The organism is Pseudomonas triclosanedens, from assembly GCF_026686735.1.
Taxonomy (GTDB): Bacteria; Pseudomonadota; Gammaproteobacteria; order Pseudomonadales; family Pseudomonadaceae; genus Pseudomonas; species Pseudomonas triclosanedens.
In genome coordinates this window covers 2,065,014-2,087,229 of record NZ_CP113432.1, presented here as the reverse complement: position 1 = coordinate 2,087,229, position 22,216 = coordinate 2,065,014, and the positions used below count along the sequence as shown (strand labels likewise).

Here is a 22,216-nt window from a genome sequence, read left to right as displayed (position 1 = left end):
GTCGAGTCCTCTATCAGCGGAACGCGCCGATCAGCGTATCGAACAGCGAGCGGGCGACCTGGATCACCTGCGCCGATGCGCTGTAGTACTGCTGGAACTGGATGAGGTTGGCCGCCTCTTCGTCCAGGTTCACGCCCGACAGCGAGTCGCGGCTGTCCTGCGCCTGCTTGAGCACGGTGATGCTGGCGTCGGCATTGTTGCGCACCTGCGCAGTCAGCGTGCCGATGCGCTCCACCAGGCCGCCATAGGCGTCGTTGAAGCTGGCGCCGGTGCTGCCGGTGCCGCCCACCGTGGCCTTGCTCTGCAACGCGGAAAGCGCCAGGGCGTTGCTGTTGTCGGAGATACCCTTGCTGTTCATGCCCAGGGTGAAGCTGTCGCCGGCCTGGGGCACGCCGCTCAAGGTGAATTCGTAGCTGTAGCTGTTGCCGGTGCCCGGGTCGGTGTAGTCCAGGCGCATGGTGTTGGTCTGCCCGGAGGTCAGCCCGGTGGTCGAGGGCGACAGGTAGCTGAGCGTCGCGCCCGGCGGCAGCGTACCGGTCAGGGAGTTGGTGGCGGCGTCGAAGCTCAGCGTCAGGCCGTTGGCGCCGAACAGATTCTGCAGGTCGCTGACCACTACCGGAGACGGGCCGTTGGTGAGCTTGGGCTGGCCGATGGCGCCCGAGCCACGGTTGTTGGTGGTGGCTTCGCTGCGCGCAGTGCCGGCGAAGGCCAACTGGTCGGCCTTGGTCAGCACCGTATCGATGTCGGCGGCGCCACGGCGGGTCGGCTGCAGGGTGAAGCCGTCGCCGGCCGGCGGCAGCGAGTTCATGGTCACCTGGAAGCCCTGGTCCGCCCCGCTGCCGTCGGCGAAGCTGAGGGTGTAGGGGCCGGTGCCGGTCACGGTGACGCTGATGGCGGCGTTGTCGCTCAGGCGGCGCGCGGTGAAGTTGCTGCCGTCGTACTCCAGGCGATAGTCACTGGCGCCCAGCTTGCTGGTGTCAGTGATGTTCAGGTTGGGGCTGACGGTGCCGGTGTTGGTGGACTGCGCCAGCACCCGCAGCGCGGTGATGGTCGGGTCGTTGATGTCACCGAACAGCTTGCTGCCCGCGTTGCCGGCCAGGTCCAGGCCCTGCCCGAGCTGTTTGTTGACGGCGTCGGCGAAGGTCAGCGCGATCTGTCCGAGCTTGTTGTACGAGGCATCCAGCGCGGTGTCGCGGTAGGCGATCAGGCCGCCCATCTGGCCGCCGGAAATCTGGTTGGTGATGGTCTGCACGGAGCTGCCGCTGACCAGTTGCACCTGGAAACGGGTCGGGTCGCTGGTGCCTGGCACCACTTGCAGGGCCGAGGTGGTGTTGCCCACGACCAGAGGCTGGCCGGTGCCGATGAACAGGTTGACGGTGTTGTCGTCCTGCGGCACCGCCTGCACGCCGATCAGCTCGGAGAGCTTGCGAATGGTTTCTTCGCGGGCGTCGATCAGGTCGTTGGGCTGGCCGCCGGCGGCCTTGGCCTTGGCGATGGCGTCGTTGTAGCTGGCCACGCTGGACGCCAGGGAATTGACCTGGTTGGCCAGCGAACCGAGCTGCTGGTTGATCAGGCTGTTCTGCTTGTCCAGTTGGTCGTACAGCGTGTTGAACGACTTCGAGATGCCCTGCGCCTCGGCCAGCAGCGCCTCGCGACCCTCGGTGGCGGACGGGTTGGCAGCGGCGGTCTGCAACGCGGCGAAGAACTTCTGCAGCGCCGGGCTGATGCCAGTAGTGGTATCGGACAGCAGCGAGTCGAGCTGCTCGATCTGGCCCTGGAAGGCGTTCAGTTCATTGGCCTGGCTGGTGGCGGTGCGCACCTGGGAGAACAGGAAGTCGCTGGCGAGCCGGCGCACGTCCACCACCTGGCTGCCCGAACCGATGTAGCCAGCACCACTGTATTGCGGGATGCCGGTCTGCTGTACCGATTGCTGGCGGGAGTAGCCGGGCGTGTTGACGTTGGTGATGTTGTGACCGGTCACCGTCAACGACGTCTGGCTGGAACGCAGGCCCGACAGGCCAATGGAAAGTAGATCGCTCATCGTTCTTGGTCCTTATCCCAGGGGCGGGGTGTCCGCCGCGGCGACCGCCTGGTACACCTGCATCTGCTTGGCGATCTGCGCGACCTTGCGCGCATAGTTCGGATCGGTGGCATAGCCGGCGCGCTGCAGTTCCTTCATGAACTGCTCGGGGCGCTCGGTGGAGCCCAGCGCGTCCGAATAGCGGTCGTTGTTCTGCAGGAAGCTCACGTAGTCGTTGAAGCTCTGCTCGAAGGAGTCGTAGGAGCGGAACGCCGCGACTTCCTTCACTTTCTTGCCGTTCTCGTATTCGCTGGTCAGCGCTCGCGCGGAGTCGCCGCCCCAACTGGAGCCGGCCTTGATGCCGAACAGGTTGTGGCTGCTGGAGCCGTCCTGGTCGCGAATGATGGATTTGCCCCAGCCGGTTTCCAGCGCGGCCTGGGCCACCAGGTAGCGCGGATCGACGCCGATGCGGTCGGCGGCCTTCTGCGCCATCGGCATCATGGTGGCGACGAACTCGTCGGCCGAGGCGAACGCCGACTTGCCCGGCGCCAATGGCGGCTGGGCGTAGCGGCGGCCGCTGACGTCCTGGGCACCGGCGGCGGCATCGATGGCGTCCACGGCGCTGGCGTAGGACCTGGCGGTCTGCCAGTCGTTGCCGGCCAGCGGACTGCCCCGCTCCGGCGCTGTCGCAGCGCCCGGCACGATGCCAGCCATCACGCGGTCGGCCAGCTTGCCCGGCAGGGCCAGGCGGCGGGCGTTGAGCAGCTTGGAGTCGTCACGGCCCTCCTGCGGCTGCGGCAAAGCCTTGCCACTGGCGTTGACGCCACTGGTGGAGGGCCAGGTGGAGGTGCTGTGGAGCTTCGAGTTGGCGCCGGCGACGTTGGCGAACGGGTTGCTCGCGCCAGCGCGCTTGCCGCCATTCATCTGCGACAACTGACGGGTCATGACGTCCGACAGACCGATGCCGTGCCCTTTGGTGGAGAGGCTCACGGACAACTGCTGGTCGTACATTTCCTGGTATTGCTTGGTGGTCGAGCTGTTCATGTAGTTGCCTTCGGCGAGTACGTCATTGGCCGAGCGCATCGACTTGAGCATCTCGTTCATGAACAGCGATTCGAATTCCTGGGCGACCTTGCGGATGTTGGCCTGGCTGTCGCGGCCGGCGCCACTCTTGAGTTGCGCCAGGCGGTTGAGGTCGGTATAGGCCCCGGAGTTGGTGCCGGAGGTACCAGCGGAAAGCAGCTTCGCGTCCATTGCAGCGCCCTCAGATCACGATCAGGTCGGCTTGCAGCGCGCCGGCCTGTTTCAGGGCTTCGAGGATCGCCATCAGGTCGCTGGGCGCGGCGCCCACCTGGTTCACGGCGCGTACGATTTCATCCAGCGTGGTGCCGGGGCCGAACTTGAACATCGGCTTGGCTTCCTGGTCAGCATTGACCCGCGAGCGCGGCACCACGGCGGTCTGGCCGTTGGAGAACGGGCCCGGCTGGCTGACGATGGGGTCTTCGGTGATGGTCACGGTAAGGCTGCCGTGGGTCACGGCGGCCGGCGACACGCGCACGTTCTGGCCGATCACGATGGTGCCGGTGCGCGAGTTGATGATGACCTTGGCTACCGCCTCGCCGCTCTGCACTTCGAGGTTTTCCAGGACCGACATGTAGTCCACGCGCTGGTTCGGGTCCAGCGGCGCGCTGACGCGCACCGAGCCGCCGTCGATGGCCTGGGCCACACCCGGACCGAGCAGTTCGTTGATGCGGTCGACGATGTGCTTGGCGGTGGTGAAGTCCGGGCGGTTGAGGTTGAGGGTCAGGCTGTTGCCCTGGTCGAAGCCGCTCGGCACCGCGCGCTCTACCGTGGCGCCGCCGGGGATACGGCCGGCCGACGGTACGTTGACGGTGATCTTGGAGCCGTCGCGGCCCTCGGCGTCGAAGCCGCCCACCACCAGGTTGCCCTGGGCCACGGCGTAGGTCTGGCCGTCGATGCCCTTGAGCTGGGTCATCAGCAGGCTGCCACCACGCAGGCTCTTGGCGTTGCCGATGGAGGACACGGTGATGTCGATGGTCTGGCCCGGCTTGGAGAACGGCGGCAGGTCGGCATGGATCGATACCGCCGCGACGTTCTTCAACTGCACGTTGCCGACGTTGGCCGGCACCTTGATGCCGAACTGGGCCAGCATGTTGTTGAAGGTCTGCAGGGTGAAGGGCGTCTGGGTGGTCTGGTCGCCGGTCCCGTCGAGGCCGACCACCAGGCCGTAGCCGATCAACTGGTTATTGCGCACACCCTGGATGGTGGCGATGTCCTTCAGGCGCTCGGCATGGGCGGCGGGCATCGCCAGCAGCACACAGAGCATCGCCAGGACATGGAAGCGGACTCTCTCCGCGATCTTTGCCAGCGCACTTCCAGAGACAATCATCGTCATCACCCTCAGAACGGGAACAGCGGGCTTAGGAAGAAGCGGTCGAACCAGCCAGGCTGGCTCGCGTCGGCGAATGCGCCGGTGCCCGAGTAGGTGATGCGCGCATCGGCCACGCGGGTGGACGACACGGTGTTGTCGGTAGCGATATCGTCGGCGCGGATCAGGCCGGCGATGCGCACCAGTTCGTTGCCGGTGTTCAGGGTCATCCATTTCTCGCCGCGCACCGCCAGGATGCCGTTGGGCATGACCTCGGCCACGGTGACGGTGACCGAACCGGTAAGGCTGTTGCTCTGCCCTGCCTGGCTATCGCCCTTGGCATCGCGGGAGCCGCCGTATTCGGCGCTCAGGCTGAGGTCGCCGCTGCCGACCGGGTTGTTGGTGGTCAGGCCGCCGCCGAACATCGAGGTCAGGCCCAGCTTGGTCTTGCTGTCCTTGGAAATGTCGGAGTTGGCTTTCTTGCTGGCCTGGGTCTTCTCGTTGAGGGTGATGGTAATGATGTCGCCGACACGGAAGGCCTTGCGGTCGCCATAGAGGCTGTTGTCGAAACCGGCCTGGTAGATCGAACCGTTGTTCTGCGCGGCAGGCATCGGGGTGCGCGGCAGCACCGGAGCGTAATAGGGGTCGTCCGGCTTCGGCGGAGGACTTACGCACCCGGCCAGCGCGGCGATGGCCAGCAGCGGAAGGAGGTGGGAACGGTTCATTTACATCTACCTCTCGGGGAGAGCGACTACGGTTTCAGCGCGGGCCCGAGGGCCCGCTATTCACTACAAGTTCTGGGTCACGAAGGACAGCATCTGGTCGGCGGTGGAGATGACCTTGGAGTTCATCTCGTAGGCGCGCTGGGTGGTGATCATGTTCACCAGTTCCTCGACCACGTTGACGTTGGAGTTTTCCAGGGTGTTCTGCTGCACGGTGCCCAGGCCATTGAGGCCCGGCGTGCCGACCTGCGGCGCGCCGCTGGAGCCGGTTTCCAGGAACAGGTTGTTGCCGATCGCCTGCAGGCCTGCCGGGTTGATGAAGTCGGCGGTCTGGATGTTGCCGATGATCTGCGGCTGCGGGTTGGCGTTGGTGGTCACGGAGACGGTGCCGTCCTGGCCGACGGTGAAGGTCTGGGTCTCGTTCGGCACGACCACCGCCGGCTCCAGCGCATAGCCGTTGGCGGTGACGATCTGACCGTCGGAATTCAGGTGGAAGCTGCCGTCACGGGTGTAGCCGACGGTGCCGTCCGGCATCAGTACCTGGAAGAAGCCGCGACCGTTGACCGCCATATCCAGCGGCTGGTCGGTGGTCTGCAGGCTGCCTTCGGTGAAGTTCTTCTGAGTGCCGACGATGCGCACACCGGTGCCCAGCTGCAGGCCGGAAGGCAGTTGGCTGTCCTGGGTGGAGTTGGCGCCCGGCTGACGTTTGATCTGGTACAGCAGGTCCTGGAACTCCGCGCGGTCGCGCTTGAAGCCCGTGGTCGAAACGTTCGCCAGGTTGTTGGAAATGGTGGTCAGGTTCATGTCCTGGGCCGAAAGACCCGTCTTGCTGACCCACAGTGCCGGAAGCATCGTCGTTCTCCTCGGGCGCCGGATTCATGGCGCCTCGATCTGGTGATTAGCTAAATTGCAAAACCCGCGCCATTGCCGCCGAATCGTCTTCGGCAGTGCGCATCATCTTTACGTGAAGCTCGAATTGGCGGGACAGAGAGAGGATCGAAGTCATCTCTTCCACCGCGTTGACGTTGCTCGCTTCGAGGAAACCCGACTCGATCCTGGCGTTGGCATCGGCCTGCGCCGCCGGCTGTCCGGGCTGCTGCTTGATGCGCACGAGGCCATCGGCGCCCTTCTCCAGTTGCTTCGGATCCGGGGTGACCAGCTTGATGCGGTCCACCTCGGCGACGACGCTGGGGTTGTCGCCCAGGCCGCGAATGCTGATGGTGCCGTCCTCGCCGATATCGATCTTTTCCTGCGGCGGCACGGCAATCGGCCCACCGTTGCCGATCACCGGCAAGCCATCGCCGGTGCGCAGCTGGCCGAGGGCGTCGATTTCCAGGCTACCGGTGCGCACGTAGGCTTCGCCGCCATCGGGAGCCTGCACGGCGATCCAGGCGTCGCCCTTGGCGGCGACGTCGAGGTCACGGCCGGTTTCCTGGAGGCTGCCAGCGGAGAAGTCGGTGGCCGGACGCTCGCTCATCGCGTAGACCCGCGCCGGGAAACTGTCGCCGAACACCTGCATCGAGCGTGCCTGCTCGAAGTCACGGCGGAAGCCGTTGGTAGAGATGTTCGCCAGGTTGTTGGCATGAGCGCGCATGGCCAGGGTGTTCTGGCTCGCTCCGCTCATCGACACATACAGCATCTTGTCCATCGAATCCTCCAGGCCCGCGCAGATTGCCGGTCGCGGGTGTCATGAAGGCTATTCAGCAAGCGCCGTGCCAGAGTCGAAAAAATCTTACAAGCTGCTGTTTTTAAAGGATTTTAAAAAAGAAAAGGCTCCCGAAGGAGCCTGTCGAGGCCGGTGGCGGCGAGGGTCTGCCGCCACCGGCAAAGGGGATTTGCCGCCCGTATCGCCGCGGCATTGCCGGCGCCCCCATTCGCCCGTGGCCTTATATAAGGTCGCGGGCAATGGCCTTAGCGCAGGTTGATGATGGTCTGGGTGACGGCGTCTTCGGTCTGGATCGTCTTGGCGTTGGCCTGGTAGTTGCGCTGCGCCACGATCAGATCCACCAGTTCGTTGGACAGGTCCACGTTGGAGGCTTCCAGCGCGCCGGACTGCAGGGCGCCGAGGGTGCCGGAGCGCGGAGTACCGATCACCGGCTCGCCGGACTCGGAGGACTGCACCCAGGAGGTCTTGCCGATCGGCGTCAGGCCCTGGACGTTGGCGAAGTTCGCCAGCACCACCTGCCCCTGCACCTTGGACTGACCGTTGGTGTAGCGCGCGAAGATGTTGCCCTGGTCGTCGATCTCCAGGCCCGAAAGCTGGCCGGTGGTGTAGCCGTCCTGGTTGACGCTGTTCACCGCGAAGGCGGTGGCGTACTGGGTCGACTTGCGCAGGTCCAGCGTGACGCCGCCAGCGTTGGCGGTGGCGCCGTTGGCGCTCCAGGTCGCCGGCGTCTTGCCGTCGGAGATCGCCGGAACCCAATCGCCCATCACCAGGGTGCCGTCGGTTGGGTTGACGCTGAAGGCGTTGCCGGTGGTGTTGTTCACCGGAGTCTGGGTCAGCAACTGGCCGGCCGGGCTGAAGGTCATGTCGACCTGGTACGGGCTGCTGCCCATGCCACTGACGGCGGCCAGGACGCTCGCGGGGGTGGCCCCGGCCGCACCGGCAGCGGCATTGGCGGCGGCAATCGCGGCAGCCGAGGCGCCAGATGCGGTGACCGCGGCGGCAACGCTTGCCGCATCGGCACCCGCTGCGCCGGCAGCGGTGGTCGCCGCGGTGATGGCGGTGGCGTCGTCGGTCGGGTTGGCCGGGTTACGGCCATCCACCAGCACGTTCATGGTCCAACTGTTCGCACCGGTCTTGGTGAAGTACTGCGTCAGCACGTGGGCATTGCCCTGGCTGTCGTAGATGTTCACCGAGGTCGAGGAGTTATAGGTAGTCGGGTCGGCAGCGTTGAACGGCGTGACCGTCGGCGTGGTGTTGGTCGAGTTCAGGTTGAAGGTCTGGGTGATCTGGGTGGTGGCCTTCGGCGCCTGGTTGGAGGTTTCGATGCGCAGGTCGCCGACCACGCCGTTCTGCAACTGCCCCTGGGCATTCACCGGATAGCCCTGCAGACGGTAGCCGTTGTTGTCGACCACGAAACCATTCTTGTCGGTACCGAAGTAGCCGGCACGGGTGTAGTTGATCGAACCGTTGTTGCTGGTGACGAAGAAGCCGTTGCCGTTGATCGCCATGTCCAGCGCGTTCTGCGTGGAATCGATGGTGCCCTGGTTGAACAGTTGCGAGACATTGGACAGCAGTACGCCGCTACCGACCGGGTTCTTGCCGGTACCCAGCACGGAGGCGGCATAGACATCGGAGAACTCCGAGCGCGACTGTTTGAAGCCGACGGTGCTGGCGTTGGCGATGTTGTTGCCGGTGGTGTTCAGGTCGCTGGAAGCGGCCTTGATGCCACTGAGTCCGATATTGAAAGACATGCTTTTCTCCTTGTCGGTGTCGCCGACTCGAATCTGTTCACGAGCTTCTGTGCGCCCATTGGGCCGCGCTGGCTCGAAGGCTCCCGGCCTGGTCCGTTACTGACCGATGATCTGCACTTTGGACAGGCCGATGCTGCCCAGCCCGGCGAGATTCAGCGTCAGCTCGCCGCCGTTCTGCCCGAGGGTCACGCTGTCGACGTTGGCCGGCAGGAAGGTGGTCAGGCCGTAGGTCTGGCCTTCGTAGTTGGTCTGCGCCTCGAACTTGTAGCGTCCAGGCGGCATGAGGTTGCCGCTGGAGTCCTTGCCGTCCCACATGAAGTTGACGTTGCCGGCGGTCTGCTGGCCCATCTCGACGCGGTTCACCAGAGTGCCCTTGTCGTCATAGATGTTGACCCAACTGTTGGCCGTGGAAATCGGCAGGGTGTAGGTGCCCTTGAAGGTCTCGGCGGTATCCACCATCGACTTGTCCGTCGGCACGATGACCTTGCGCCCCACCAGCGACGAGGCCTGCAGGGCCTGGGACGACTGGTAGTTGGAGAGGATGCTGTCCATGCTGCTGTTCAGCGACTGGATGCCTTCCACAGTACTGAACTGCGCGAGCTGGGCGATGAACTCGCCGTTTTCCTGGGGCGACATCGGGTCCTGGTTGTTCATCTGCGCCACCAGCAACTTGAGGAACTCGTCCTTGCCAAGGTTGTTCTTGCCGGTGGTGCCGCTGCTCTGGTTCTTGACCGAGTACTGATCCAGTACGGAGTTGGCGCCGTTGATGCTGCTGTTATCGATGCTCATCGTGCTTCCTCAGCGCTTACTGACCCAGGGTCAGGACCTTCTGCATCATTTGCTTGGCGGTGTTCATCATTTCCGCGTTGGTCTGGAACGCGCGACTGGCGGAGATCATGTCGGCCATCTCCTCCACCACGTTGACGTTCGGGTAGTACACGTAGCCGTTGGCATCCGCCGACGGATGATTCGGCTCGTAGCGCGGAATCAGCGAGCTCTGGTCTTCGATCACGCCCAGCACCTGCACGCCGGAGCCGGACTGGTCGGTATCGGCGAACAGCGAACCCTGGCCGCCGATGCCACCCTGGGCCTGCTGGAACATGGTGGAGAACACCGGGTGCCGCGCGCGGTAGGTCTTGTCCACGCTGGAGGAAACGGTCTCGGCGTTGGCGATGTTCGAGGCAGTGGTGTTCAGACGGGTGGTCTGGGCACTCATGCCGGTACCGGCGATGTTGAAGACACTGGCGAGCGACATGGCGATTACTCCCCGCGCAGGGCGTTCATCAGCCCTTTGAATTTGTTGTTGAGGAAGGTGAAGGAGGCCTGGAACTGCACGGAGTTCTCCGCGTAGCTGGCCTGCTCGATCTGCTCATCCACGGTGTTCTGGTCGATCGAAGGCTGGAACGGCGTGCGGTACTTCAGAACGTCTTCGCCCATGCCGAAGCCTTCGGCGGCGATGTGGCGCTCATTGGTACGAGCGGCGTTGAAGGTGCCGTGCTTCGCCTTGTCCGACTGGGCAGCCAGCACCGAAGCGAAATCCAGGTCACGCGCCTTGAAGTTCGGCGTGTCGGCGTTGGCCAGGTTGTTGGCCAGCACTTCAGCGCGCTGGGAGCGGAAGCTCAGCGCTTGCTGGTGGATACCGAGGGCTTTGTCGAAGCTGATGCTCATGGTCGCGAACCTGTTTGCCGGTGTGGGCTTGCCAACACTTCAGCAAGGTGCGTGCCAAAATATAAAATCCTTTTATTTCAATGAGTTGAGAGCAATCAGAGAGCGGCAAGGGGCGGCAAACAGCGGCAAGCGGCAACCGCTTTCCCATTGCCGGCGGCAAGCCTTGCCGCCCTTTTGCCCGGGGTGCGGCAACGCGAATCGCGCACAAAGCACGCTCCAAAGCAGCAGCGTCACGGCAGCCTGCCAGGATGACATGGAGCGGAGCGACACCCATCGAGCATCGCCCGGACCGTGCGATAGGTAGAGCAGGCGGCGGACGATGCTATCGAGGAGAGGAAAGGCAGCAGCGACCTGCCGATCACTTGGCCTTGTAGATGATGCCCGGGCTGCACTGGACCATCTGGTAATGATCCGGCAGGGCATTGAGCGCTTCGGAAGCGCCAAGGAACAGGTAACCCCCGGGTTTGAGCGTCGCATGGATACGCAGCAGGATGTCGCGCTTCACCTCGGCAGAGAAGTAGATCAGCACGTTGCGGCAGAACACCATGTCGAACTTGCCGAGAGTGGCGTAACTGTCCAGCAGGTTCAGCGCCCGGAACTCCACGCGGCTCTTGATCGCCGGCTTGACCGTCCAGCGCCCCGGCGTCTTCTGGTCGAAGTAGCGGGTCAGACGCTCCTGGGACAAGCCGCGGCCAATGGCCAGGCTGTCGTACTCACCTGCACGGCAGGCATTGAGCATGGAGCCGGAAAGATCGGTGGCGACGATCTGCACGCCAGCCTTGAGCTGGCCGAGGTTGGTCCGCTCGAACTCGTCGATGGCCATCGACAGCGAGTACGGCTCCTGCCCCGAGGAGCAGGCGGCCGACCAGATGCGCAGGCGCTGGTTCGGCGAAGCCTTGATCATCTCGGGCAGCACCCGGTTCTTCAGGACTTCGAAAGGATAGGTATCGCGAAACCACAGGGTTTCGTTGGTGGTCATCGCATCCACCACCTGCTCGCGCAACTGGCTGCGGCCCTGGACCTTCTGCACCAGTTCCCCGAGGGACTTGATGCCTTGCTGCTCCATCAACTTGTTCAAGCGGCTGGAGACCAGGTACTGCTTGTTAGCGCCCAGCAGAATGCCGCAGGTCTTCTCCAGGAAATCCCGGAACAGCTCGAAATCAGAATTGGTGGATGTCACAGATACGCCTCTCAACTCGTTGACGGTTGCCGCCAGGACGGCGGCAATCGCCTGACCGGTGCTCAAAAAAACATAGCCGAAGACCGGCTCCGGGGCGGTACCGGCACCGCCCGTCTACCCACAGCGGGCGATCAGGCCGCGCTGCCGTCCACCGCCTTGATCCGATCCGCCACGCGGGCAGCCAGATCGTCGGGACGGAACTTGGCGAGGAAATCGTCAGCGCCGACCTTCTTCACCATCGCCTGATTGAACACCCCAGACAGTGAAGTATGCAGGAGAATGTGCAGATCCTGCATGCGCGGGTCGTGACGGATTTCCGCGGTCAGCGTATAGCCGTCCATTTCCGGCATCTCGATATCCGAAATGACCATCAGCAGATCGCTACCCGGATGGCCGCCCGCCTCTACCATCTGCCGCAGGTAGTCCAGCGCCTGGCGCCCGTCGTTGAGTGCGAGAACCTCGACACCGACGGTTTCGAGGCAGCGCACCAGTTGCTTGCGCGCTACCGACGAGTCGTCCACCACAAGCACACGCTTGGTTACAGCGCGCGCCTGGGTATCGGCATCGAGCACGCCCTCGGAAATTTCCTCCGGCGTCGGCGCCACCTCGGCGAGGATCTTCTCCACATCGATGATTTCCACCAGTTGCTTGTCGACCCGCGTAACTGCCGTCAGGTAGTGGTCGCGGCCCGTGCCCTTGGGTGGCGGATGGATTTCTTCCCAGTTCATGTTGACGATGCGTTCCACCGAGTGCACCAGGAAACCCTGCACCTTGGTGTTGTACTCGGTGATGATCACGAAGCTGTTGGCGATATCACGCAGGCCTTGGCGCCCGGTGGCCATCGACAGATCGAGAATCGGAATGGTGCCGCCGCGGATGTTCGCCACACCGCGCACCACCTGGCTGGACTTGGGCATCACGGTCAGGCGCGGGCACTGCAGCACCTCTTTCACCTTGAACACGTTGATCCCGTATAACTGGCTGCCGTTCAGCCGGAACAGCAGCAGCTCGAGACGATTCTGGCCGACCAGCTGCGTACGCTGGTTGACTGAATCCATGACTCCGGCCATTGAGCCTCCCCTGCACGCAACGCCACCTGAACCATCAGGCGGCACGACCATTGCTTAACCCGTTGCATGAAGCAGGCAACGACATTTTTCCGACAGCTCCGCAGCATGCGCGCCCTCGCGGGCACGCTGCTCGCTGTAATCGGTGCGCTGACCGCCGGCCCCACCAGGGCCGAAGGCTTCACCGCGCCTGAAATCCTTATCGGCTCCACCCAGGGCTTTCTTGAGTTCAAAGTGGAAGATTATCTGCAGACCAGCGGAATCGACGCGCGCTACGAAATCGAAGTCGCGCGCATCGACCCCCGGCTGCGCCTGGCGCAGTGCGACAGGGACTTGACGCAGGCTCTGGAAAGTCCGGCACAGCCCGTTGGTCGGGTCACGGTTCGGGTCCGCTGCGACGGCAGTTCCCCCTGGACCGTATTCGTGCCGGCCACAGTGAAACTGTTCCGCCAGGTCGTCGTCACCACCCTGCCGCTCAAGCGCGACCACGTCATCGAAGCCGCCGACATCTCGCTGGTCGAACGCGACGTCGGCCCGCTGACGCAGGGCTACCTGACAGACCCGGAGCGAGTGATCGGCCTCAAGCTCCGGCGCCCCGCGACGAACGATCAGGTGCTCGCGCCGGTCTTCCTGGAGCAGGCCGAGGCGATCCGCAAGGGCGACCAGGTGGTGATCCGCGCACGAACCAGCGCAATCAACGTGGTAATGCCCGGCGAGGCGCTCTCCGATGGCGTGCCTGGCCAGCAGATCCGCGTGCGTAACCTGCGTTCGCAGCGTATCGTGAAGGCGCGTGTGGTGGAGCCCGGAGCGGTGGAAGTCAGCCTGTAGCGAGCCGGGTCTGGCATGATGGGCGCAGGCTTCACTAAACTGTGCTCGGGTGCGCAAAAAATCGGCCTAAAGTTTTCAGCCAGCCAGCCGAAAAGCTTGGCAAGCGTCCAAATACCCCCAGAGGTTTCCAACATGGTTATCGACTTCAACCGGCTGAACCCGGCCTCTACGCCAGCCACTACTGGCCGTAGCGGTGCTGCCCAGAGCGGTCGCAGCGAAGCCCCGGCCGAGTCCGCCCCCGCCAACGCCCCCGCCAAGAGCGGCGAATCGGTACAGCTCAGCGATACCGCGCAGCAGTTGCAGAAAGTCAGCGATCAACTGAAGGACCAGCCCGTGGTCGACAAGGAAAAAGTGGCCCGCATCAAGCAGGCGATCGCCGACGGCAGCTATCAGGTCGACAGTCAGAAAGTCGCCAGCAAGCTGCTCGATTTCGAATCCCAGCGCTGACTGACCGTCGCGCCGGCCAACCGCTAGCCCGTATGCCGAGCCCAAGATGCCCGATGCCCTGCTTTCCCTGATCAACGGCGACATCGACGCAGCCCACCAGTTGCTGCAGCTGATCGACGACGAGTACCAGGCGCTGCAAGCGCGCGACCTCGCGCAACTGCAACGACTGCTCGAACGCAAGGTGCCGCTGCTGCAACAGCTCGAACGCAACGGCCGCGAGCGTACCGCCCTGCTGCAGCAGGCTGGCGTCAGCGTGGATCGCCAGGGTCTGGCGCAACTTGCCGAGCGCAACGGCGATGCCGACGTACTGGCGCGCGGCGATGAACTGTCCGCCCTGCTCGACCAGTGCCAGGAAGCCAACCAGCGCAACGGCCGGATCATTCGCGCGGGCCAGGCCAGTACTGGCCGCCTGCTCGACATTCTGCGCGGGCAGGACACCCCCAATCTCTACGATCGTCGCGGCGGCTCGACCCAGAGCAGCCGGCAACGCCCGCTCAGCCAGGCCTGAGCGCTGGCCTGACGGCCAGCCTTTGGGCACAATGCCATCATCGGCATCGCGCCGAACCATTCCAATAACAACCCCGTTCTAGATGGAGAACCGCGGACCGTGGCCAACCTGTTCGTCGAGGAAAACGGCCCTCAACCACCGAAGATGCTCAAGGCTCCGGTGGAGATCCATGCCACTCTGCGGATGCTGATGGACAGCCATGATCCCCTGGTCATCACATTCGCCGACCGCAACCAGCGTTTCCAGAGCTTCGTCGTCGAGATAAACCGCGACCGCAACATCATCGCGCTGGACGAAGTCATCCCCAACGACGGCGAGCGCTTCCTGCAGAACGGCGAGCACTTCCGCGTCGAGGCGTTCCACGAAGGCGTGCGAATCGCCTGGGAGTGCAAGCAGAACGCCTACTTCTCTGAAATCGACGGCGCACGCTGCTACTGGCTGCCCGTGCCGGATGAGATGCTCTACCACCAGCGCCGTAATGCCTATCGCGCTCCGGTAAGCCAGAGCCAGCCCGTGGCGGTGGAGATCGCCGGGGAGAAGCTCAAGGCGCCGATCAAGGGCATCCTGATCGACATTTCCGCGACTGGCTGCAAGATCCGCCTGGAAGGCAATGCCGCCGAGCGCCTGCAACCGGGGCAGATCTACGAGCAGTTCACCGCGCGCCTGCCGTTCGGCGCCGTGACCCTGGAAGTGGAGCTGCGCCACGTCCACTTCGAGGACAAGGTCGGCTACAGCTTCGCCGGGCTGCGCTTCACCCAGGTCAGCGGCCTGGTGCAGCGCAACATCGAGCGCTTCGTCTACCAGTTGCAGCGCGAAGCACGGCGCTTCGAGAAGGACGAGCTGTTCTAGGGCATCCCGTCAGGCGGCAGCACGCTTTCAATCAGGCATCCAACCCGGCCAACGGGAAAGGAAAGCGCCACGCCGGGATAGTCCGGAGCCACCACGAAGTACGAAATGCTTGCGGTGCCACGCTCAAAATCGAAGGCAACCTGAGTCAGGTCAAAGACCTATTCATCGGTGTGGCGCTGCGCAAGACTGTCCAGAATCCTGTCGACCAGCCGCTTCTAAAGATTGTCGGTCCCGAGGAAGGCCAGCAGGGTGTTATCCATTCCACATCCCGTACGCAGCCATCGGGCACCTTACGCCGGCCTGCTTTCCTCTTCCGCCTCGGGCGCCGACGCCGGTGCTTCGTTGCCCTTCATCTGCTCCTCCACGGTCTGGTCCGCCACGCGCGGATCGAGTGCTGCGGAGAGCGGCGAACTCGCCAGGCTGTCCGGCGTCGCCACATGCTTGACCGGTGCCTCATCGACCCGGTGCACGCCACTGACCTTCTCCGGGCGCACGCGCCAGATGAGGATCAGCGAGCAGGCGCAGACGAAGGCGTAGAGCATGTTGGCGCCCAGCAGCTTCATCAGCGCGCCGGTGACCAGCGGGCCGATACAGGCGCCGACGCCAAAGGTCACCAGCAGCATGGCAGTCAGCGAAACACGCCGGTCGCCCTCGACATGGTCGTTGGAAAACGCCACCGCCAGCGGGTAGAGCGTGAACTGCACCAGGCAGACGATGAACCCCATCGGCAACAGCAGCGCCAGGGTGAGGTCCGGCAGTGGTAACACCGGCCAGATCGCCAGTGGCAGCGCCACCAGCAACAGGAGGATCGCCGCGTTACGAATCAGCGCGGCGCGATCGAAGCGGTCAGACAACCAGCCCAGCGGCCACTGCACCAGCAGGCCGGCAAAGATGCAGCCGCCCATGAACAGGCCGACCTGCTCGTTGGACAGGCCCTGGCGGGTGGCATAGAGCGGCGCCAGGCCGTAGAAGGAACCGATCACCAGGCCGGAGACCAGCACGGTAGTCAGCGATTGCGGTACGCGCGTGATGAAGAAGCGTGGCTCCAGCGGCGCCGGACGCAGCGGCGCGGGGTGGACCTTGTGGGTGATCGCTACCGGCACCAGCGACAACGCGAAACTCAGGGCAATCATCATCGGCAGTTCCTGGCCCAGCGTGGGGTGCACCACCAGCACCAGTTGGCCGGCGACCAGGCCGAGGTAGGACGCCACCATGTAGCCGGCGAACACCGCGCCGCGCTGGCGGGCTTCGGCCTGCTCGTTGAGCCAGCTCTCGATGACCATGTACTGGCACATCATCCCCAGGCCGATCAGCGTCCGCAGCACCAGCCAGCTCGACAGCCAGGGCAACAGGCCGATGCCCAGCACCGCCGCGGTAACCATGCCGCCACAGGCGACGTAGGCGCGGATGTGTCCGACGCGGGCGATCAGGCGGTGGCCTATCTTGCCGCCCAGCACCAGCCCCAGGTAATAGGCCGCCATCATCGCCCCGACCCATAGGCCGTCCACTTTCTCTTCCGCCAGCCGCAAGGCGAGATAGGTACTGAGCAGGCCGGATCCGGTCAACAACATCACGGTGGCGAAATACAGCGCGCGGAAGGCAGTGAAAATCCGGTGCATCGGACCTCCTGGTCCAGAACGGTTCCGGGCGCGGCTGGCGGCGCCCGAACAGCGGAAAGCGGGACGTGCGAATCACACCTTAGAGCCTGTCGGACGGCGCGTCGAGGGGCCTGCCGGGCCTGGAACAGAGGGGGGCGCGAAGCGTATTGCGAAGCATCCTGAAGGATGACGGCGGGATGAGCGAGGATGCCGGAGAAATACCCGCCGATCGCAGCCGCACCGCAATTTCGGCGCGGCTGCATCGGCGTGCCCGCGCGCAGATCAGGCCTGTGCGGCCAGCACGCGGCGCTCCCACGGGGTGATTTCGTCGAAGTAGCTGGTCAGCTCCATCGACTTGGTCGCCAGGTAGCCATCGATGAACTCGCTGCCGAATACTTCGCGCGCCAGTTCGCTGCGCTTGAGGCGCTGCATGGCATCGTACATGGTGCACGGCAGCAGCAACTCATCGGGCACCTCGAACTCGCCCTGGATCGCCGCCGTCGGCTCCAGTCCGCGTTCGATGCCGTGCAGGCCGGCAGCCAGGCTGGCGGCGATGGCCAGGTAGGGGTTGGCATCGGCGCCGGCCAGACGGTTCTCCACTCGGCGAGCCACTGGTGCGCTGGCCGGAATGCGCAGGCCGGCGGCACGGTTATCGTGGGACCAGCAGGCATTGTTCGGCGACGCGTACGGATGGCACAGGCGCTGGAAGGAGTTCACGTTCGGCGCGAACAGCAGGGTGAAGTCCGCGAGGCACGTCTGCTGGCCACCGATGAAATGACGGAACGCCGGCGTGGCATCGCCGCTGGCATCGGTGAAGATGTTGCGGCCTGCGCCGTCGACGATGCTCTGGTGGATGTGCATCGAGCTGCCCGGCGTATGCGCCAGCGGCTTGGCCATGCAGACCACGATCAGCCCGTGCTTGAGCGCCACTTCCTTGAGCAGGTGCTTGAACAGGAAGGTCTGGTCGGCCAGCAGCACCGGGTCGCCATGCAGGAAGTTGATCTCGAACTGGCTGGTGCCCATCTCGTGCATGAAGGTGTCGCGCTCCAGGCCAACGGCCTCCATGCAACGGTAGACGTCCTGGAAGAACGGACGCAGGCCGTTGTTGGACGACACGCTGAAAGCCGAGTGGCCAATCTCCCGGCGACCATCCGAACCCAGCGGCGCCTGGAACGGTTCGTTGGCGTCGGGGTTGGGAGCGAAGACGAAGAATTCCAGCTCGGTGGCCACCACCGGGCTCCAGCCGCGCTCGGCGTAGCGTGCCAGCACCCGCTTGAGCAGGCCGCGAGTGGACAGGCCGGAGGGTTTGCCGTCGAGCTCCACCGCATCGCAGATGGCGAAGGCACGCGGCTCGTCGCTCCAGGGGAGGCGATGGATCTGGGTCGGCTCGGCGATCAGTGCCAGATCGCCATCGTCGCTACCGTAGAATCTCGCGGGCGGGTAGCCGCCCATGATGCACTGCAACAGCACGCCACGTGCCAGTTGCAGGCGGCGGCCGGTGAGGAAACCTTCGCCGGTCATCACCTTGCCACGCGGCACCCCGTTGAGGTCGGGGGTGACGCACTCGATCTCTACCACTCCAGCCAGACGTTCGGCGAGTGGGCTGTCTAGATCGCTACTCATGACTTCTTATCCTTGTTCTTCGTGCCCTGCTAACAGGACGCCGCGCGAGGTGCGCGAGCCCGTACAAAATACGCACCACGCGTTCGATATTTCAAGCACTCATGGAGCAAAGCCATCGCGGCATAGGGGTTCGAAACATCAAGGCTGACCCAGCCGGGCGACAACGGCGCACGAAGAGGTTTTCCTGCAATGGCAGGGCGCATGCCGCGATCAAGCCCTTCCCCTCGACGACCCTACTCGCGCATCGCATTCCAGCTTTGGCTTTGAAGGCTTCGCGAGAAACGCGCGAGCGCTCCCCCACTCAATAGTCATCCCGCTTGCGAAACGCCCAGCGCCCCGCCAGCCCGGTGAAGCTCGCCACAAGCACCACGAGAATCCAGAACCCCTCCGGGTCGCTGGAGAATGGAATGCCGCCGACGTTCATGCCGAAGAAGCCCGCGATGATGTTGATCGGCAGCGCCAGCACCGTCACCACGGTCAGGGTGAACAGTGTGCGGTTGCTCTGCTCGTTGATCTTCGCGGCGATCTCCTCCTGCAGCAGCTTGATCCGCTCGCCGAGGGCGGTCAGGTCGCTGATCACCAGGGAGAACTCCTCGGTGGCCTCGCGCAGTACCCGCACATCGTCATCCTGCAACCATTCGGGCGGGCGATTGAGCAGGCGCATCAGCGATCCCGGCTCCAGCGCCAGCAGACGTTGCAGGCGCACCAGCACGCGGCGCATGGCGCCGAGGTCGGCGCGGTTATCGGAAAGCCGCGACGAGAGCAGTTGGTCCTCGATGCGGTCCACGCTGATGCTGGTATCGCGGACGATGCGGGTAAGAATGTCGCCCTGGTCGCGCAGCAGGTGCACCAGCAGTTCCAGCGGCGAGAGAAAGCACTCCCCGCGCTTGACCGACGAGCGCAGCGTATCCACCGAACGCAGCGGCTGCGCGCGGGCCGTCACCAGGAGGCGGCCACGGGCGCAGACCCAGAGCGTGGCGACATCCGAGGACATGCGGCTGCTGAAGTCGAACACCACGTCGTTGACCACCGCCAGCAGCGCGGAGTCGACATGCTCGATGCGGGTGGAACGCGACCCTTCGCGCAGGGTTTCGAAGAAGTAGTCCGGCAGCTCCAGGTGCGACTTCATCCAGCGCTCGCAGGCCGCGTGCGCGAGATTCAGGTGCAGCCAGAGGAACTCATCCTCGGCTCGCGGCTGCTGCAAGCGCTGCAGCGCGGTGGGCGAGTCGATTTCCAGACCCGGCTGGCCGGGACGAAAACTGAAGCCATAGAGCAAGCCGAACAGGTCGGAATCCTGGTGGCTCCGGACGATGCTGTGGTTCATGGGACTCCGCTGAACCTGGAATGTCTGACGCAGGGCGAATGACCGCTTGCGGTCATCCGCCGTGGCGGATGAAGCGCTCCACTTCATGCGTCCTACGAAAGCCGAATCGCCCTTCCGGTGTTAACAGAACCCGGTGAACGGCAGATGACAACCTTGTGGCAGCCTCAGCCGAACAGCCCGGCGATGGTCCGCTCGCCCAGCGCCGGCCCTACGCTCATGCCCACGCCAGTGTGCATCAGCACCGCGGTGACGCCGTCCGCCGCGCGCAGCACCGAGAACGGCCCCGGCCCGCGCGAACCGTAGACTCCCTGCCAGCGCTCGACCACTTCGACGCGCATGCCCAGGGTGTCTTCGGCCAGCTCCAGCATCAGCCGGTCGACGAACTCGGCGTTGAACGGCACCGCGTCACTGCCGTAGTGGTGCGAGTCGCCGATGATCAGCTCGCCGTGCGGCGTCGGGCTGATCAGCAGATGGATGCCCTGCTCTTCCAGCTCTGGAGTATCGCGGCGAATCTGCGCCCGGATCGCTTCGGCCTCTGGCAAGTCGGCGAAGGCGCCGTAGTGCACGCAGCTCAGGCCGGTAAGCACCGCGTGACCCAGGCCGAAATCGACCTGCGGACGCGCACGCAGCATCTGCAGGCGGCACACCTGCGGCTCCAGCGGCGCGATGGCCTCGGCCAGCAGGGTCTGGTAGTCGTGCCCGGAGCAGACGATCACTTGCCCTGCGGTGAAGGTGCCCTCGGTGGTGCGCAGCGTGCCGCTATCGACATCGCGCACCAGGGTAGAAAAATGGAACTGCACGCCGAGCTCGCGGCGCAGGTATTCGATCAGGCTCGGCAGCGCCTCGCGGGAATACAACTGCTGGTCGTCGAGCCCCAGCAGCGCCGCGCGGTGATGGCGGAAGCGGCCCTGGTAGAGGTCGTTCAGCGCGCTGCCGCGCCTCAGCTCAACGTTATATCCCAGCGCTGGTGCACGACCGGCACAGAAAGCCTCCAGCAACGCTTCCTCCGCCTCGGTACGGGCAAACAGCAACGAGCCGTTGCGCCGCAGGGAGAACCCGGCGCCTTGCGCCCATTGCGCCCAGATCGGCCGGCTGGCGCGCGCCAGGTCTGACATCACGCCCGGCGGCTGGCCGGTTACCAGCGCCTGGCCGAAGTTGCGCACCGAGGCGCCCAGCGGCGTCGCGGTGCGCTCGAATACGCGCACGCGAAGGCCGCGGCGGGCAGCGGCGTAGGCATGGGAAAGTCCGAGGATGCCGGCGCCGACGATGGCGACGTCGCAGTGGGTCTGGGTCATGGGGAATCCTTCTTGCGAGGTGCCTTCGCGCAGCCGGCGACGGCATGCGCGAAGGTCGAACGATGTGGCCGCTCCGGCACGCGGGTGGTGCCGGGGCGGCACCCTCCTCCGTGGCGAAGGAGGGTTCACGCGCTTACTGCTGCGCGACCTTTTCCGACTTGCCGTCGTAGCGCTTGCGCCACTCGGCGAGGATGCTGTCGCGGTTCTTCGAGGCCCAGGCGAAGTCGTTCTTGATCAGGCGCTGCTCGTAGTCGGCCGGCAGTTCGGTCTGCGGCTTGGCGATGCCCGGCTGGGCCAGCACGGCGAAGTTTTCCTTGTACAGCTCCATCGCTTTCGGGCTGGCGGAGAAGTCGGCGAGCTTCTTCGCCGCGGCCTCATGCTGAGTCCCCTTGATGATGCCGGTAGCTTCGATTTCCCAGCCCAGGCCTTCCTTCGGCAGGACGATATCCAGTGGAGCACCCTGGCGCTTGAGCTGCACGGCCGGGTACTCGAAGGATATGCCGATCGGGAACTCGCCGGCGGCGGCGAGCTTGCAGGGCTTGGAGCCGGAGTGAACGTACTGGCCTATGTTCTCGTGCAAGGCATCCATGTAGGCCCAGCCCTGCTTCTCGCCGAAGGTCTGCAGCCAGGCGGAGACGTCGAGGAAGCCGGTGCCGGAGGAAGCCGGGTTCGGCATCACGATCTTGCCCTTGTACTCGGGCTTGGTCAGGTCCTGCCAACTGATCGGCTTCTCCAGGCCCAGCTTCTCGGCCTCCACGGTGTTGAAGCAGATGGTGGCGGCCCAGACGTCCATGCCCACCCACGCCGGCGGATTGGCCGGGTCGCGGTAGTTCTTGCCGATGGCGTCCAGGTGCTTGGGCGCGTATTTCTCCAGCATGTCCTGCGCATCGAGGATGGCCAGACTGGAAGCGGCCAGGCCCCACACGGCGTCAGCTTGCGGGCGGTCCTTCTCGGCCAGCAGCTTGGCGGTGACGATGCCGGTGGAGTCGCGCACCCACTTGATCGTGATGTCCGGGTTCTCGGCTTCGAACGCCTGCTTGTAGGCGGTCAGCTGTTCCGGCTCCAGGGCGGTGTAGACGGTCAGCTCGGTGTCGGCGGCATGGGCCTGTGCAGCGAAACCGGCAACTACGGCGGCCGCGAGGGCAAGACGTTTGAACATGTGGAGCTCCTTTATTCATTGGCCCCCGCGTTGGCGGGGATGGCGATCGGTGCAACGTTGAAGTTCAGGTTCGGTGCGGCAGGTGAGGCGCGGCGCAAGTGCAACGCAGGAATCTTCGGGCG

The 22,216-nt window shown here is 64.6% G+C and carries 21 protein-coding genes; 4 read left to right on the top strand and 17 right to left on the bottom strand.

Features of this window, described 5'->3' with window-relative positions; all coding sequences use genetic code 11:
- Window positions 1-13: 13 nt before the first annotated feature.
- From flgK to OU419_RS09765, 12 genes are all read right to left on the bottom strand, one after another.
- Complete coding sequence (gene flgK / locus OU419_RS09820; protein WP_254471977.1) at window positions 14-2,041, bottom strand: flagellar hook-associated protein FlgK; 2,028 nt, start codon at window positions 2,039-2,041, stop codon at window positions 14-16.
- A gap of 12 nt (window positions 2,042-2,053) precedes the next feature.
- The gene (flgJ, locus tag OU419_RS09815) at window positions 2,054-3,274 is read right to left on the bottom strand and encodes a flagellar assembly peptidoglycan hydrolase FlgJ (RefSeq protein WP_254471976.1); all 1,221 of its coding nucleotides are present in this window, start codon (window positions 3,272-3,274) and stop codon (window positions 2,054-2,056) included.
- A 10-nt stretch (window positions 3,275-3,284) separates the two neighbouring features.
- Complete coding sequence (locus tag OU419_RS09810) at window positions 3,285-4,367, bottom strand: flagellar basal body P-ring protein FlgI (protein WP_254472206.1); 1,083 nt, start codon at window positions 4,365-4,367, stop codon at window positions 3,285-3,287.
- Between the two features lie 74 nt (window positions 4,368-4,441).
- Window positions 4,442-5,134, bottom strand: coding sequence for a flagellar basal body L-ring protein FlgH (gene flgH / locus OU419_RS09805; protein ID WP_254471975.1), 693 nt, complete (start codon window positions 5,132-5,134; stop codon window positions 4,442-4,444).
- A gap of 63 nt (window positions 5,135-5,197) precedes the next feature.
- Window positions 5,198-5,983 carry a flagellar basal-body rod protein FlgG gene (flgG, locus tag OU419_RS09800; protein ID WP_254471974.1) on the bottom strand — a complete coding sequence of 262 codons (786 nt, stop codon included), beginning with the start codon at window positions 5,981-5,983 and terminating at the stop codon, window positions 5,198-5,200.
- A gap of 46 nt (window positions 5,984-6,029) precedes the next feature.
- Window positions 6,030-6,779 carry a flagellar basal-body rod protein FlgF gene (flgF, locus tag OU419_RS09795; protein WP_254471973.1) on the bottom strand — a complete coding sequence of 250 codons (750 nt, stop codon included), beginning with the start codon at window positions 6,777-6,779 and terminating at the stop codon, window positions 6,030-6,032.
- Window positions 6,780-7,042: 263 nt separating this feature from the next.
- Window positions 7,043-8,548, bottom strand: coding sequence for a flagellar hook protein FlgE (locus OU419_RS09790; protein ID WP_254471972.1), 1,506 nt, complete (start codon window positions 8,546-8,548; stop codon window positions 7,043-7,045).
- 96 nt (window positions 8,549-8,644) lie between these two features.
- A complete protein-coding gene (gene flgD / locus OU419_RS09785) occupies window positions 8,645-9,337 on the bottom strand; it encodes a flagellar hook assembly protein FlgD (RefSeq protein ID WP_254471971.1) in 693 nt (230 codons plus the stop codon).
- Window positions 9,338-9,353: 16 nt separating this feature from the next.
- The gene (flgC, locus tag OU419_RS09780; protein WP_254471970.1) at window positions 9,354-9,803 is read right to left on the bottom strand and encodes a flagellar basal body rod protein FlgC; all 450 of its coding nucleotides are present in this window, start codon (window positions 9,801-9,803) and stop codon (window positions 9,354-9,356) included.
- Between the two features lie 5 nt (window positions 9,804-9,808).
- Window positions 9,809-10,216, bottom strand: coding sequence for a flagellar basal body rod protein FlgB (gene flgB, locus OU419_RS09775; RefSeq protein WP_254471969.1), 408 nt, complete (start codon window positions 10,214-10,216; stop codon window positions 9,809-9,811).
- Window positions 10,217-10,574: 358 nt separating this feature from the next.
- On the bottom strand, window positions 10,575-11,396 hold the full coding sequence (gene cheR, locus OU419_RS09770) for a protein-glutamate O-methyltransferase CheR (protein WP_254471968.1): 822 nt from the start codon (window positions 11,394-11,396) through the stop codon (window positions 10,575-10,577).
- Window positions 11,397-11,527: 131 nt separating this feature from the next.
- Window positions 11,528-12,466, bottom strand: coding sequence for a chemotaxis protein CheV (locus OU419_RS09765; RefSeq protein ID WP_254471967.1), 939 nt, complete (start codon window positions 12,464-12,466; stop codon window positions 11,528-11,530).
- Between the two features lie 66 nt (window positions 12,467-12,532).
- Between OU419_RS09765 and flgA the strand changes: the two genes are divergently transcribed.
- From flgA to OU419_RS09745, 4 genes are all read left to right on the top strand, one after another.
- Complete coding sequence (gene flgA, locus OU419_RS09760) at window positions 12,533-13,291, top strand: flagellar basal body P-ring formation chaperone FlgA (RefSeq protein ID WP_408004935.1); 759 nt, start codon at window positions 12,533-12,535, stop codon at window positions 13,289-13,291.
- 132 nt (window positions 13,292-13,423) lie between these two features.
- Window positions 13,424-13,738 (top strand): flagellar biosynthesis anti-sigma factor FlgM, encoded by a 315-nt coding sequence (flgM, locus tag OU419_RS09755; protein WP_254471965.1) that lies wholly within the window; start codon window positions 13,424-13,426, stop codon window positions 13,736-13,738.
- A gap of 46 nt (window positions 13,739-13,784) precedes the next feature.
- Window positions 13,785-14,246 (top strand): flagella synthesis protein FlgN, encoded by a 462-nt coding sequence (locus OU419_RS09750; protein WP_254471964.1) that lies wholly within the window; start codon window positions 13,785-13,787, stop codon window positions 14,244-14,246.
- A 144-nt stretch (window positions 14,247-14,390) separates the two neighbouring features.
- Window positions 14,391-15,095 carry a flagellar brake protein gene (locus OU419_RS09745; RefSeq protein ID WP_254472205.1) on the top strand — a complete coding sequence of 235 codons (705 nt, stop codon included), beginning with the start codon at window positions 14,391-14,393 and terminating at the stop codon, window positions 15,093-15,095.
- 290 nt (window positions 15,096-15,385) lie between these two features.
- Here OU419_RS09745 and OU419_RS09740 read toward each other — a convergent pair whose 3' ends face one another.
- From OU419_RS09740 to OU419_RS09720, 5 genes are all read right to left on the bottom strand, one after another.
- Window positions 15,386-16,714 carry an MFS transporter gene (locus OU419_RS09740; protein WP_254471963.1) on the bottom strand — a complete coding sequence of 443 codons (1,329 nt, stop codon included), beginning with the start codon at window positions 16,712-16,714 and terminating at the stop codon, window positions 15,386-15,388.
- Between the two features lie 261 nt (window positions 16,715-16,975).
- Window positions 16,976-18,214 (bottom strand): glutamine synthetase family protein, encoded by a 1,239-nt coding sequence (locus OU419_RS09735; protein WP_254472204.1) that lies wholly within the window; start codon window positions 18,212-18,214, stop codon window positions 16,976-16,978.
- A gap of 403 nt (window positions 18,215-18,617) precedes the next feature.
- A complete protein-coding gene (locus OU419_RS09730; RefSeq protein ID WP_254471962.1) occupies window positions 18,618-19,640 on the bottom strand; it encodes a transporter in 1,023 nt (340 codons plus the stop codon).
- 164 nt (window positions 19,641-19,804) lie between these two features.
- On the bottom strand, window positions 19,805-20,935 hold the full coding sequence (locus OU419_RS09725; protein ID WP_254471961.1) for a TIGR03364 family FAD-dependent oxidoreductase: 1,131 nt from the start codon (window positions 20,933-20,935) through the stop codon (window positions 19,805-19,807).
- A gap of 133 nt (window positions 20,936-21,068) precedes the next feature.
- Window positions 21,069-22,094, bottom strand: coding sequence for a putative 2-aminoethylphosphonate ABC transporter substrate-binding protein (locus OU419_RS09720; RefSeq protein WP_254471960.1), 1,026 nt, complete (start codon window positions 22,092-22,094; stop codon window positions 21,069-21,071).
- Window positions 22,095-22,216: the final 122 nt, after the last annotated feature.